The 13,637-nt window shown below is 29.2% G+C and carries 12 protein-coding genes; 7 read left to right on the forward strand and 5 right to left on the reverse strand.

The window, feature by feature from the left end; all coding sequences use genetic code 11:
• Nucleotides 1-3 precede the first annotated feature (3 nt).
• Complete coding sequence (locus tag CSPA_RS10775; RefSeq protein ID WP_015392295.1) at nucleotides 4-1,371, reverse strand: MFS transporter; 1,368 nt, start codon at nucleotides 1,369-1,371, stop codon at nucleotides 4-6.
• 230 nt (nucleotides 1,372-1,601) lie between these two features.
• Between CSPA_RS10775 and CSPA_RS10780 the strand changes: the two genes are divergently transcribed.
• Nucleotides 1,602-2,168 carry a MarR family winged helix-turn-helix transcriptional regulator gene (locus tag CSPA_RS10780; protein ID WP_015392296.1) on the forward strand — a complete coding sequence of 189 codons (567 nt, stop codon included), beginning with the start codon at nucleotides 1,602-1,604 and terminating at the stop codon, nucleotides 2,166-2,168.
• Between the two features lie 70 nt (nucleotides 2,169-2,238).
• On the opposite strand, the gene CSPA_RS10785 is transcribed toward CSPA_RS10780, so the two are convergent.
• Complete coding sequence (locus tag CSPA_RS10785) at nucleotides 2,239-2,781, reverse strand: cysteine hydrolase family protein (RefSeq protein WP_015392297.1); 543 nt, start codon at nucleotides 2,779-2,781, stop codon at nucleotides 2,239-2,241.
• A gap of 126 nt (nucleotides 2,782-2,907) precedes the next feature.
• Between CSPA_RS10785 and CSPA_RS10790 the strand changes: the two genes are divergently transcribed.
• Nucleotides 2,908-3,321, forward strand: coding sequence for an Lrp/AsnC family transcriptional regulator (locus tag CSPA_RS10790; RefSeq protein WP_015392298.1), 414 nt, complete (start codon nucleotides 2,908-2,910; stop codon nucleotides 3,319-3,321).
• A 36-nt stretch (nucleotides 3,322-3,357) separates the two neighbouring features.
• Nucleotides 3,358-4,164, forward strand: a complete 807-nt coding sequence (locus tag CSPA_RS10795) for a hypothetical protein (protein WP_015392299.1) — start codon at nucleotides 3,358-3,360, stop codon at nucleotides 4,162-4,164.
• Nucleotides 4,165-4,713: 549 nt separating this feature from the next.
• Here the strand turns inward: CSPA_RS10795 and CSPA_RS10800 are convergent.
• On the reverse strand, nucleotides 4,714-5,310 hold the full coding sequence (locus tag CSPA_RS10800; protein ID WP_015392300.1) for a TetR/AcrR family transcriptional regulator: 597 nt from the start codon (nucleotides 5,308-5,310) through the stop codon (nucleotides 4,714-4,716).
• A gap of 189 nt (nucleotides 5,311-5,499) precedes the next feature.
• On the opposite strand from CSPA_RS10800, the gene CSPA_RS10805 reads away from it, so the two are divergent.
• From CSPA_RS10805 to CSPA_RS10815, 3 genes are all read left to right on the forward strand, one after another.
• A complete protein-coding gene (locus CSPA_RS10805) occupies nucleotides 5,500-6,771 on the forward strand; it encodes a hypothetical protein (protein ID WP_015392301.1) in 1,272 nt (423 codons plus the stop codon).
• A gap of 85 nt (nucleotides 6,772-6,856) precedes the next feature.
• Nucleotides 6,857-8,068, forward strand: coding sequence for an efflux RND transporter periplasmic adaptor subunit (locus tag CSPA_RS10810; RefSeq protein WP_015392302.1), 1,212 nt, complete (start codon nucleotides 6,857-6,859; stop codon nucleotides 8,066-8,068).
• 12 nt (nucleotides 8,069-8,080) lie between these two features.
• Entirely contained in the window at nucleotides 8,081-11,116 is a 3,036-nt protein-coding gene (locus CSPA_RS10815) for an efflux RND transporter permease subunit (RefSeq protein ID WP_015392303.1), read from the forward strand.
• 156 nt (nucleotides 11,117-11,272) lie between these two features.
• Here CSPA_RS10815 and CSPA_RS10820 read toward each other — a convergent pair whose 3' ends face one another.
• Nucleotides 11,273-11,716, reverse strand: a complete 444-nt coding sequence (locus CSPA_RS10820) for a MarR family winged helix-turn-helix transcriptional regulator (RefSeq protein WP_015392304.1) — start codon at nucleotides 11,714-11,716, stop codon at nucleotides 11,273-11,275.
• Nucleotide 11,717: 1 nt separating this feature from the next.
• Nucleotides 11,718-12,131, reverse strand: a complete 414-nt coding sequence (locus CSPA_RS10825; protein ID WP_015392305.1) for an SRPBCC family protein — start codon at nucleotides 12,129-12,131, stop codon at nucleotides 11,718-11,720.
• A 221-nt stretch (nucleotides 12,132-12,352) separates the two neighbouring features.
• On the opposite strand from CSPA_RS10825, the gene CSPA_RS10830 reads away from it, so the two are divergent.
• Entirely contained in the window at nucleotides 12,353-13,621 is a 1,269-nt protein-coding gene (locus CSPA_RS10830; RefSeq protein ID WP_015392306.1) for a DUF1298 domain-containing protein, read from the forward strand.
• Nucleotides 13,622-13,637 lie beyond the last annotated feature (16 nt).

Here is a 13,637-nt window from a genome sequence, read left to right on the forward strand (position 1 = left end):
CAATTATCCACTAATTGTGTTATTTCCAATGTTTTTTGGGAGAAATAATATTTCGAGTGCTGGAAATATCATTAGTAAACCAAGGAAAACGAAACCTAATTCATAGGAAGTATTAATTTGTAGAAAAATTTGAAGTATAGTAACAACAACTGTAATTAGTGCTATGCCCATTCCTTGAGATAATGTTGAAGTAACTGCATTTAAAGTATTAGCACTATTTCTATCTTTTGGATCTATTTCGGAAAAAGTCAATCCACTATAAGCAGTTAAAGCTAGAGAACGTCCTACACCTGAAACCAATGCAAGAAACATTATCCAAATTGGGAGAGTATCAATTTTAATAAAGGCTAAAGCAATTGATGAAAGAAATACCATTAATAATGATAGTAATAGCGAACCTTTATAAGCTAACTTTTGAATAATAATATTTGTGAAAGGCTTTATTCCAATATTTCCAACAAAAATAAATAATACATAGCTTCCTGCTTTTACTGCTGATAAGTGAAATACTGTTTGTAAAAATACTGTTAGTATGTAAGGTAGTGCTCCAACGGATAACCAGAAAACAGATCCGCTTGTTTGACAGATTCTAAAAGAAGTTATTTTTAATGAAGCAAGTGAAAATAGGGGATTGTCTACCTTTTTTAAGTGTTTAAAAACTATAAAGCTTAATATAAAACCTAAAACAATTGATCCAAGGGCGTAAAGCCAATAGTTCCTTCCAGCACTGGCAAGTTCTGCTCCAACTAAAATTAGTCCAGATGCAAATGCAATTTCTATAAAACCTAAAAGGTCAAAAGGAGCTGTATTTTGATTTTGATCAGCATCAATTAATTTTAATCCAATTAATACAATAATTAAGCCTATTGGTACATTGATTAAGAAGATCCACTGCCAACTCCAATAAGTTACAATAAAGCCGCCAACAATTGGAGCTATTGCAGGTGCTATAAGTGCTGGCCAAATCATATAGCTAACCATTTTTAAAAGCTGTGAAGCAGGTGTTTTTTCTAACACTATCAATCTTGCAGTTGGTGTCATTAAAGCTCCAGAAATTCCTTGAATAATTCTCATTATTAAAAGGAAAGTGAAGTTTGGTGCAAAAGCACTGCTTAAAGAACTAAGGCTAAAGATAATAACAGCAATAATCCAAATTTTCTTTTTACCAAAGCGATTTGCCATCCAACCACTTAAAGGTATGAAAACAGCAACTGTAATTAGATAAACACTTACAAGTAATGCTATAGCAGCAGAATCAGTGTGAAAATATTTAGCCATTCCAGGTAGTGCAGTGGTTACAATTGTTCCATCTAAAATCTCCATAAATAAACTAGCAGCCATTAATAAGGCTATTTTTATTTCTTTTGTCATTTTAATCACCGTTCTTTCTTAATCTAATTTTTAAATTCTTAAGATTATAGGAATTTGTACAAGTCCTAGTTAATTCAGTTAAATATGTATAAAAATATAATAGCGGGATAGTATTATTAGAATTATAGATTGAATTCATCCATAAACTAAATATAATTTTAATATTAAGTATCTTAATATTAAGATTGTTTTTATTATAAAGTATATTTTTTTTAAAGTCAATTATCTTAATGTTAAGATTATTAACGTTAATAAGATTTTTGTTGATATTTGATTTTTCTGATGCTAACATTAATATTATGAGTAAAGATAATGTAGATTTAATAATTGAACAATGGACAGATGAAATACCAGAATTAAATACAAAGGCTATGGCTATTTTAGGAAGATTGAAGAGGGTAGCTAAATTTACTGAAAGGAGATTAGCAGATAATTTTTCGAAATTTAAGCTTAATAGTGGAGAGTTTGATGTACTTGCAACTTTAAGAAGATCAGGAGGCGAATTTAAATTAAAACCTACAGAACTATATAATCTTTTGATGGTAACCTCAGGTGCAATGACTAACAGGGTAGATACCCTAGAGAAAAAAGGCCTAGTCATTAGAGTAAATGATACTGAAGATAGAAGAACTGTATATGTAAAATTAACAGAGGAAGGATTAAAAGTGATTAATACGGCTGTATATGAGCATGTAACTGTTGAAGAAGATCTCTTAAACATGTTAACAGAGGAGGAAAGAGAAACCTTTGATTCACTTTTAAGAAAGATTAATTTAAATTTGGAAAAAAATAAATAATGTAAGGGAAAGCTCAAATCCTTGAGCTTTCCCTTACATTTTTGTTTCAAGAAGAAGTTTTATCAAAGAACTAAAGGCAGATTTTCATAAAATCTTCAGAACTTATCACTTTACTAAATCCTAAACTTTGAGCAATTAATGTTGCTTTATGGAGATCTTCACTATTTATTGTTCCAATATCATTGCTTACATCTATTGTGCCAGTGGCATCTGATAAAAATTTAACGTTATATCCTTTGTGAAATGCATCTCTAGCTGTTGTATCGCAACACATCTGCGTCATATATCCAGAAATAATTACTTCATCAATATCTTCTTTTATTAATATTTCTTCTAAATTGGTCTTATAAAAACTACTAGGTTTGGTTTTTTCAATAATATAGTCACAAGATTTTTCTAGAATCTTTGGATGTATCTCCCACTCGTTTGATTTTCTAATAAAAGTATTTCCATCACTTCCTGTGTGTTGAACAATTATTGTAATCATATTGTTTTCTTTTGCATAATCCATTACTTTAAGTATATTATCTAAACTATTGCTAGGATATGTTACTTTTAATTTTCCAGTAAAATATTCATTTTGGACATCAATTACAAGTAGCGCTTTTTTCATCTTTTATTCCACCTTATCATTTATTAATATTGATCTGTTTGCTATAATAATCATATCTTAAATTTAAGTTTAAAGGGGAAAGAGTTTAGTCACTTTTACTTGAAAATTGAAAGGATTTTTTATTGTATGTTTGATGAAATAGATTTAAAGATTATAGAAATGTTGAAAATCAATTCTAAGATGCCACTTAAAGAAATAGGTGAGGTAATACATTTAACACCGCAGGGAGTATCGAATAGGATTATACGCCTTCAAAATTTAGGAATTATAACTGGGTACACTATTTGTATAAATAATGCATTGCTTGGCAAGAACATAATAGCCTATATTACTATTTTTATGAAAACAACAAAACACGATAAGCTAATTAAGTTTCTACAATCTAATAGTCTTGTAGATGAAGCACATAAAATTAGTGGTGATGGCTGTTATTTACTAAAGATTATCTGTTTAAATATGGATGAAATAAACTCTTTTCTTGATTGTTTAACGGAATTTGGCACGTATCGATTAAATTTATCTACAGCTTCAATAAAATAATTATAATTTTATAAGTATGTGGAAGGAGATATGATTATGGAATTTACAGCAAGAGATATAATGGCCATATTGACTGTATTAGGAACTTTAATAGCTTTACATATAAAAGCCTTTTATAACTTTTTTATGTCCATAGTAAAAATGAAATATAAAGAAGTGCCAGGGAAGCAATCAATGTTTAGTGTTGTTGTACAATGGTTGGGTTATATTGGCTTTATTATGTATATGATTGTACTGGGGAGTTTTCTTGCTGAAAGCTTTTATCAAGAGACTCCTATTAGTAAAATGAAAAATATGACAGCAGCATATTTTTTTGAAATGGCTATATTTATTATAGTTACAATTATAACAGTGTTAGCAGCTATTGATACAATACAAAAATTTAGATATTTAAATAAAGCCTTTAGAAATAAATTAGAAGGCGAATTGGTTAAATTAGAAGATGATATTCAAAGCAAAAATATGAAAAATATATATGCTTTTAGTATTTCTGCTGCAATGTTTTTATTTATTATTATAGAAAGAATTTCAAGCGGTGTTGAAGTTACAAGCAGTAAAATTGTTTTGTTTAATAATAATGAAAAAGTTGAAACATTTTTAATAGCTTTAATAATGGAATTGATCGTCAGTACTTTATTAATAATATCAATAAATATGAAGGAAATAATAAAAACTATAAAGAGTAAATCATTATATTTAATACTAATTGATGATGAAGAAATTTATTGTAGTTGTTACCTTGAATATAAAAATCATTATTTAGTTATAAAAAAAGATAAGAAATTTGAAAGATATATAAGTAAAACTAAAGTGAAGGAAATAAGAAAGATTAGAAGCAATTAAATTTAAAGAAATATATTTAGCTAATTATTCTTTGAATTTTATCTGTAGAACTTTTATATTTGGAAATATGGACTTTCTAATTTGAGCTTTTATCCTCAAATGATAATTGAATATTGATAATTAGAACCTATATTAGAACTTAAGGGTGAATATCCTCAAAAATAATAATTGAGGATATTTACCCTTATTTTTTTATTCTTTAGTAATTTATAATGCAGTAAAATCTGAGGATAATATATGAAAAAGGCTATTTAACTGAGTTGTGTATAAGAAAAGAATAAAAAACAAATCATATTCGCCTGCATAAAATGTTCTCATATGCAGCATAGCTGCTCTTTCTAAGGTGCACATTTTTCTCACATACGTTCGAAAAGGCAGATGCGCACCTATAAAAAGAGTGCGAAGCACAATACGGAACTTAATATTAAAAATCTCCGGCTCCACAGTCGCCTACAATTTTTTTATATAAAATTATAGAATTTTAGAAAGTTGAGAAGCTGATTAAATCTAGGAGTTTATAAGATTAAATGGCAATGTTGATTTACTCATCTATAAGCTTTGCCTATTTTTCTGAAGGGCATTAGCTATAATATCACAATATTGCACCATATGTTCAATTGGTACAATCATACCTTCTTCAAGCCATTCTCCGGCTGAATAAACTAATGCAGGAGAATAAAACTCTGCAATGATATCTATTGGAACAATAAATTTAGCTCCATTAGTTACATCGAATTCTAGTTTGGATTTTATGCATTGAAGCACTATTTTTTGAAGCATCTTCATTGCAGAACCATTATTTAGTAAGCCGATAGTATACATTTTCTTATTTTCGCGCATATGTTCAAGAAGAAGTTTGAATAAATTAGCATAATATTGATTTGGATTATCTTCAGACGTATATTGCAAACTCTTTTTTTCAAAATCCTGTATTAATTGTCTGAGCATAAAATCAAGTAATTGGAATTTATCTTCAAAATGTTTATAAAAGGTTGTTCTATGTATCATAGCTTTATCACAGATGTCTGAAATGCGGATATCGTTAAAATTTTTTTCTGTAAGTAAGTCTATTAGGGTATCAAATAATAGTTTATGCATTCTTCGAGTTCTTAAATCAAGATTTTCATCATTTACATTAATATTCATATGGACCTCCTAACAAAATAATCTACAAATATTAAAAAATGTAGACGCTATATATAATTTAAAAATATTGTTTCTTGATAAGACTATATCAACAGTATAAAGTATAAACATACACTTGTAAACAGAATCTACACATGTATCTCTTTAATACATATGTAGAGATTAAAATAAATGGAGAGGTGATTATCAATGAAGCAAAGAATAAAAAGAATCTTAACTATTGGAAGCATAATTGGACTTATGACTAGTAGTGTTGTACCAGTATCTGCAGCAGATACTTCAATTAAAACTCAAAATTTACAAAGTATTAAAGAGAAAAAAAATCTTCCGTTAGAGGAAGCTATAGCTGGAGCTATAAATAATAGTGATAAATTAAATTTAAAATCAAGAGAAATAAAAATGTATGAAGATAAGATGAGACTTCAAGAGAAATACAATGATTATTATAATTCTATAAATCAAAAAGTATATGATTATCCTTACGATAAGCTTGAACTTCAAGAAAAACAAAGCAAACAAGCTAAGGAATTTATGAAAGATCAAATAGCAAGTGATATTACTAATAAATATAACGATATGGTTTTAAAAGAAATTGATCTTAATAAATCAAAGAGGGCTTTGGAATTCAAGAAAATAGATTTGGAATTTATTAAAGGAAAATTATCTTTAGAAATGGCAACACCTACAGAGGTTAAGGATGCACAAATTGAATTAACTTCATTGGAAAATGATATAAGGGCAAAGGAAAATTTATTAAACGACAATAAAGATTATTTTAAAGTTATCACTGATTTAGATGTAAAAGATAACTATAAACTTGACTATAGTATGAATTATGAAAAATTTAAAATAACTGGCTCGGTGGATGAGTATATAGATGACAAAATAGATACCTATTTAAACTATGATAATAAAATATTTAAATTATCTAAGGATTATATGAAAAAGCTAAAAGAAGATGGAATAAAGGATATTATGAGTAAAACTCCAGAAACTCTTCCAGATAGAGCTTCAAATATAACAGTTAAGGCTGATGGAACTACTGAATTTGATGCTGGTTCATATGCTTTAAGATTAATAGACTATCAACAAAAACAGCAGGAATACTTAGCTAAATTGAATGCTTATGGAGAATATATTGATGGACAATATAGTGTCGATGAAGCAAAGGTAAATATAGATGAAGCTAAGAGAAATATAAAAAATGCAATGAAGGAAAGTTATTCAACCCTTTTAGCATTGGAAGATAAGATAAATAATCTGAAGGAGCAGGAAACTTCAGTAAATACAAAATTAAGCTTTGCAAAAGCTCAAGTAGATATGGGATTAATGCTCCAAAATGATTATGATAAGCAGGTTTTAGAAAGTGAAGATTTAGATACTGGTATAAGAAAACTTGTGTATACCTATAACAATTTAAAAGACAATATACAAATGCCATGGATATTAAGTAGTAAATAAGTTGAAGATTAATGAACAAATAAGGTTGTAATGAAATTAAAAATCTAGATAAGATGAAGAATAGCGCTTCATACAGGGAGGAAATATGAATAAAAAAATAATAGCGGTTTGTTTAGTATGTTTTAATCTTTTTATGTTAAGTGGCTGTAGTAGTGATAATAATTCAACAGCAGAAATAAAAACTTATCCAGTAAAGACTGTGGAGCTTAAGGATGAGAGTTATCCAATTTCTTTAGAGTATGAAGGGCTTACAGGAGGAAGTGAAGTTAGAAAACTTTCCTTTAAAAGTTCTGCTAGAGTAAGTAAAATATATGTTTCTAAAGGGCAACAAGTAAAAAAGGGGGATAAGCTTGTTGACTTAGATAAAACAGATTTGGATTTTGCAGCAAATGGCTCAAAAGCTCAAATGGATGCAGCTTCAGCACAATATGAAAAAGCAGTAAATGGAGCTCAAGCAGAGGATATAAACAAAGCGCAAATTGCAGTAAAGAATGCTGAAGATAATTATAATTACTGTAAAGATTTATACAATAAAAATCTTAGTTTGTATCAAATGCATGCAATAACTAAGCAGCAGCTAGACGATATTAAAATTAAATTAAATGGCAGTGAAAGTGAGCTTAATGCAGCAAGGGAAACATTAAAACAACTTCAAAATGGAACTAGAAGTGAAGATGAAAATGTGGCACTAGCTCAACTAAATGCAGCAAAGGCTGATTATGCTTCAAAAGTAAACTTAGTTCAAGATGCTTCTCTTATAGCGGATGTTGATGGATATGTTGTAGATATTTTAGGTAAAGAAGGTGAAATGCAGTCAGCAGGGTATCCTGTAGTATTAATTAGAAGTGAAAATCAAGTGGTTACAGTAGGTTTATCTGATGAAGATGTAAAGAAGATACAAATAGGAACTAAAACACAAGTTAAAATTGACAATAATACTACAGATGGAGAAGTTATGAATATAGTTCAAATGGCTGACAGTAAGTCGGGAACTTATAGTGCGGAAATAAAATTAATAAACCCAATAGACAATAATAAATTTTATATAGGTCAATCAGTAAAAGTTTATATTAGTGAAGGTGAAAAGAAAGGATTGTGGATTCCTATTACAAGTATTTTAAATGATGGACAAGATTATGTTTTTGTGGTTGAAAATGGACATGCCGTTAAGAAAAATGTGACCTTAGGTCAAACTAATGAAAATTTAGTAAATGTTGAAGGACTTAAAAATGGAGATAAGCTTATTAATGAAGGAATGAAAAATATAAAAGCTGGATATCAGGTTTCAGCAGAGTAAGGAGGATATACTATGGGATTGATTAACGCAGCAATTAAAAATAAAAAGATAGTTCTGTTTTTAGTGCTAATTACTATCTTAAGCGGTTTAGCTTGTTATTACTATATTCCTAAACAGGAAAGTCCAGATGTTTCCTCCCCAGCAGCAATGATTACAACTATTTATCCAGGGGCTTCTCCTAAGGATGTAGAAAGCTTAGTTACTAAAAAAATCGAAGACAAGATAGAAGAAATTGATGGTTATGATTATGCAGAATCTTTTTCTCAAAATAGTGCATCTATAGTTATTGTTTACCTAAATAATGATGCTGATAAAGATAAAGCGTGGCGTACACTAAGAGATAAGATAAAGGATTTAAAAGCTGATCTTCCAAATGGAGTTGAAGAAAGTAAAATAGATACAAACCTTACGCAGACAGCAGGGATGATTTTAAGTATATCAGGTGACAATTATTCCTATGAACAATTAGGAAATTATGCTGATGATATAAAGAAACAATTAGGTGGCATCAGTGGGATTTCAAGATTTGATATAAAGGGAAAACAAGATAAGCAAGTAAAAGTTCAAGTGGATTTAAGCAAAATAAATAAATCTTCTATTTCTCTTGAAGAAGTATGTGGTGTACTTCAAGCACAAAATGTGGAAATTCCATCTGGATCTTTAGAGTTAGCTACTGGAAAGATAAAAGTGCAGACACCCGGAAGCTTTACTTCACTTAAAGATATAGAAAATACAATTGTTGGGGTTTCCTCAGATACAGGACAAACTTTAAAGTTAAAAGATATTGCAACTGTAAGTATGGATTATGATGATGATAGTGCATATAAATTTACTGACAATGGGAAAAAAGCAGTATTGCTTGCAGGATATTTTCAAGATAATAAAAATATAGTTTTAATTGGTGATGATGTAAGAAAAAAATTAGATGAAATAAAGAAACAATTGCCACAGGATTTAACTATAGATGAAGTTACTTTTCAGCCAAAAGATGTAGATGATTCAGTTTCATTTTTTATGAAAAACCTTGAAGAAGGAGTAGTTCTCGTAGTAATTACTGTTTTGATAGGAATGGGAATTAGAAATGCATTAGTTGTATCTTCGGTTATTCCAATATCAATAGCTCTATCTTTTATTGCTATGGAGGTTTTAGGGATAAAAGTACATCAAATATCAACAACGGCACTTATTATAGCCTTGGGAATACTGGTGGATGATGCTATTGTAATAGGAGATGTTGTTCAAGTAGGCATTGATGAAGGCTTACCAGGAGATGAGGCAGCCTTTAAAGGAATTAAAAAATTATTTGTGCCTGTATTTACCTCTACTTTAATAATAGTTGGTGCTTTTGCTCCTCTTTTAAGTATACCAGGAGCTGTAGGGGAGTTTATAAGTACACTGCCACAAGTAGTTATGATTTGTATAACTTGCTCATATATATCAGCCTTATTTATAACTCCAGCTATGTCATCTTTGTTTTTTAAGAAAAGTAAACAACCAACAAAAGAAAATAAAATTCAAAAATTCTTTAATAAGCTTTTAACTTATGGACTTAGCCATAAAATAAAAATTATTGCAGCTTCTTTGCTTGTTTTAGTAGTATCGATGGGATTAATAAATTTATTAGGAACACAATTCTTTCCTTATGTAGATAAGAATGTTATTTACATAGATATTGCTAATGAAAAAGTTGAAGATATTAATAGTACAGGAAAATTAGTTAGCAAGGTAGAAGAAGTTTTAAAAGAACAAGAAGAGGTTACAAGCTACACTTCAGCTATAGGCGGAGGTATGCCTAGTTTTTATATTACACTTCCTACGGTAGCACCAGCTAAAGATGTAGCTCAAATTATGGTGAAGGTAGATTTAGAAAAGACTAAAAAGTTTGAAACAAGAGAAAAACTTGTTGAGTATGTTCAAAATCAATTGGACAGTAAAATATCTGGAGGAACTGCTACAGTAAAACTTTTAGAACAAGCAATGCCAATTGGGGCACCTGTTAGATTAAGGCTTACTGGAGATGATTTAGATAAAATATATGCAGCTTCAGAACAGATACAAGAAAAATTAAAGGATATGTCAGGAACTACAAATGTAAGAGATGATGCAGCTAAAAAGACTTATGAATATGAAGTGCTTATTGATAGCACAAAAGCATCTCAATATGGTTTGTTAAAATCTGATATTTTAAAACAAATGAATATTGCTTTAAAAGGATATAGCAGCTCTGTATATAGAAAGAGTGGAAATGAATATGATATATTAGTTAAAAGCAATATCAGTTCAGTAGAAGATTTAAAGAATTTACAAGTAAAATCAAGTATTGCAAGTAATAAAATCTTATTAAATCAAGTGGCAACAGTAAAGCTTAATTCGCAGTTAGATCAAATAAAACATTATAAAAAGGATAAGACGGTAACAGTATTTAGTGATGTAAAATCTGATTATAATGCAAGCGATATTGAGAGTAAGTTAAAAGCAGAAATAAATAAAATGGACTTGAATGGTGTAAATGTTCTTTATGATGGAGAGCAAAATCAAATAGAAACTAACTTTACAAGCCTTGGAGTTGCAGGCGTGCTTACTATAATAATAATTTATTTAATTCTATTTGTTCAATTTAAGTCATTTGTACAACCTTTTGTAATAATATATTCGCTGCCATTATCGCTGATGGGAGTAATAATAGGTTTAATAATATTTGATATGCCATTATCATTAACTGCAGTTATGGGTATAATAAGCTTGATTGGGGTAGTTATAAGAAATGCAATACTTCTTGTAGAATATATAATTGAGGGAAGACACGAAGGGCTTTCTATAGATGAAGCTTGTATACATGCAGTAAGCCAAAGGTTCAGACCGATAATATTAAGCTCAACAGCAACCATAACAGGGCTTATACCACTTGCATTTTCTAATAGTACTTTATTTGGACCTATGTCTGTAACTATAATTTTTGGCCTTGCATCAGCAACTTTCCTAACTTTTATAGTTGTCCCAGTAATGTATTCTTTGGTTAATAATAGGCTGGAGGCTAAAAAGAAATAAGAACAATGAGGATGTCAAGGTAACAAGCATTTCATTTATAGTTACTTACATAATATGATGACCTTTATTATAAAAATTGGATTAAGATCTTATGTAAATTAAAAAAAGGAATACTTAGTGCAAGAAATGCTCTAAGTGTTCCTTTTTTTATGTACGTTAATCCAATCGATTAAGGTAGTTGCGAAAAATACTTTCATGTTCTTGCAAAATACCAAAAAACTCATCATCTATTTTTTCAACTACTGGAAGGGCTGTTTTAACCATATCAAGCCCTTTTGGCAAAAGAATAACTGAATTTGCTCTACTATCGTCAGGGTTAGCAGTTCGCTTTATAAAGTCGTTCTTTTCTAAGCCTCTGATAATTTGAGATGTAGACATAACATCCATATCTGCAAGTTTTGCAATGCTTACCTGTGTGACATTATCATCTGATTGGCTAAGATAATTTAATGTAGTAAGCACTACAAATTGTGGATGAGTAATGCCTAATTTACGAAGTTCTTGTGTAATGATTGAATGCCATTTATTATATACTCGGATAAAAAGAAGACCAGTTGAAGATTCTGCATCATCTTTAAATCGAGCTGATGGAAAGTCCAATTTATATTTCAACCTCCTTTTTGATTTTCATGACAGATTTAGGGACATCGGAAAATACACCGCAAAGAAAGTTTAAATCTTCTTCTGATGGATTTTCTTTTTCTAATTTTACAGTATGTTGAATAAAGTTTCTACCATCTTCCTGAAAAATATCATGTCCAAAATGAATATTTCCCATTTCAGGAACTTCAGTTTTATCCCAATAAGAAGCATTTGGGACGATGTTAGTAAGAGTAAATGTCATTTCTGGCATTCCTTTTAATTTCATTGTTCCGGTAGTTCCAGTTTTTAATTCACCATTAAATTTAAGATTTTCTAAATCTTCTTCCCAAATATATCTCTTTGCAGGATCAGAATAATAGGACCAAATAGCTTCCTTAGGCGCATTTACTTCAACTTTAAATTGTAATTCCATTTTTAATTCTCCTTTATATGTATATTTATTATATGTATACTTATTATAAGTATACATATAATATTTGTCAACAAGAAGTATGAATGTAAGAAATTAAAAATTTTCAAATGTTTTAACCAATATTTCCTATATTATCTTGGAAAAAGGGAGTAATATAATTAGTTAAGGAATAAGTTTTTATAAAATAATTTGATTTGTTTTAATTATATTAAGGAGTGGAAATGTTGAATAATAATTTTAAAAGTTATAATGTTGAAGCATGGGATATTTTACAACATCTTTTTAAGGTTAATAAAATAAATGATCATACCCTTCATTTTGTAGGTGAATTTTCAGGAAAATTAGATTTGGAAAGGTTAAGACAAGCAGTCGATATTTCAATTGATGCATTTCCTTTGATTAGATGTGTGTACAATGAAACAAAAAGAAAGCCTTTTTGGGAAGATAAAGGTTATACGGCAGAGGATGTTATAGAATATATAGAAGCACATGATACTGATGAAGAGATGATTCAGCATGTTTATCAAGAAATAGATGAGTTTAATGGACCACAATTAAGGATTAAAGTGATTCAAAGGGAAGAAAAGCATATAATGTGTGTACTGATAAATCATATGCTATGTGATGCGGCTGGATTTAAGGATTATTTATATATGCTAAGTGATATTCATACTAATATAGATAGAAAATTAGATTATTCTATTGCAGCTATGGGGAATCGAAAAATCAAGCAAGTCCTAAAAGTATTTTCGATTTCAGATAAGTTGAAAATTATGTTTAGTAAAATAAATATGTCTGTGAATGATGATTCGAGCTTCGATTTAGAAGGAGATCTTAATAACCCCTTTATTGAACTTCGTAAAATTGATAAGGAAAAATTCCTTAGGCTTAAAGCTTTTGCAAAGAAACATGATGCAACCATTAATGATATTATGCTTACAGCTTACCAAAGGGTTTTGTTTCAACTATTTGGCAAAGCTATAAGTATACCTTGTACTGTTGATTTAAGAAAATATTTATTAAATCATAAGGCAGAGGGGATATGTAATCTACCTACTAATCTTTTTTGTAATATAGGTTCAGAAGTTGGTGAAACATTTGAACAAACTATTTACAAAGTAAAGCAGACGATGGACAAGCAAAAATCTAATAATAGTTGTGTTAAAAGTTTAATCATGTTAGAAAAAGTTTTTGATATTTTTCCTAATAAGCTTGCAAGAAGCATTCTTGAGAAGAACTTCTCGAATCCACTTATTGCATTTACTAATATAGGAATAATTGATAAAAAGAAAATTGTATTTGGAGAAATTGAGATTACTGAAGCTTTCATGACAGGGTCAATTAAATATAGTCCATATTTCCAATTAGCTGTATCAACCTTTGCTGATAAAGTAACTCTTAGTGTAAATTTATATGGGACCAAAGCAGATAGAAACAAGGTTTCAGATTTTTTAGATAAGTTTATTGCTGAATTGCAAACTGCTATGTAGTTATTAGGATAATAAA

This window comes from Clostridium saccharoperbutylacetonicum N1-4(HMT) (genome assembly GCF_000340885.1).
In the GTDB taxonomy this organism is placed as follows: Bacteria; Bacillota; Clostridia; order Clostridiales; family Clostridiaceae; genus Clostridium; species Clostridium saccharoperbutylacetonicum.

What these genes read in the sequence shown, in the direction of transcription:
- CSPA_RS10775 (WP_015392295.1), bottom strand. Translation starts at nt 1,371, where the DNA reads ATGACAAAAGAAATAAAAATAGCCTTATTAATGGCTGCTAGTTTATTT.
- CSPA_RS10780 (WP_015392296.1), top strand. Translation starts at nt 1,602, where the DNA reads ATGTTAAGATTATTAACGTTAATAAGATTTTTGTTGATATTTGATTTT.
- CSPA_RS10785 (WP_015392297.1), bottom strand. Translation starts at nt 2,781, where the DNA reads ATGAAAAAAGCGCTACTTGTAATTGATGTCCAAAATGAATATTTTACT.
- CSPA_RS10790 (WP_015392298.1), top strand. Translation starts at nt 2,908, where the DNA reads ATGTTTGATGAAATAGATTTAAAGATTATAGAAATGTTGAAAATCAAT.
- CSPA_RS10795 (WP_015392299.1), top strand. Translation starts at nt 3,358, where the DNA reads ATGGAATTTACAGCAAGAGATATAATGGCCATATTGACTGTATTAGGA.
- CSPA_RS10800 (WP_015392300.1), bottom strand. Translation starts at nt 5,310, where the DNA reads ATGAATATTAATGTAAATGATGAAAATCTTGATTTAAGAACTCGAAGA.
- CSPA_RS10805 (WP_015392301.1), top strand. Translation starts at nt 5,500, where the DNA reads ATGAAGCAAAGAATAAAAAGAATCTTAACTATTGGAAGCATAATTGGA.
- CSPA_RS10810 (WP_015392302.1), top strand. Translation starts at nt 6,857, where the DNA reads ATGAATAAAAAAATAATAGCGGTTTGTTTAGTATGTTTTAATCTTTTT.
- CSPA_RS10815 (WP_015392303.1), top strand. Translation starts at nt 8,081, where the DNA reads ATGGGATTGATTAACGCAGCAATTAAAAATAAAAAGATAGTTCTGTTT.
- CSPA_RS10825 (WP_015392305.1), bottom strand. Translation starts at nt 12,131, where the DNA reads ATGGAATTACAATTTAAAGTTGAAGTAAATGCGCCTAAGGAAGCTATT.
- CSPA_RS10830 (WP_015392306.1), top strand. Translation starts at nt 12,353, where the DNA reads ATGTTGAATAATAATTTTAAAAGTTATAATGTTGAAGCATGGGATATT.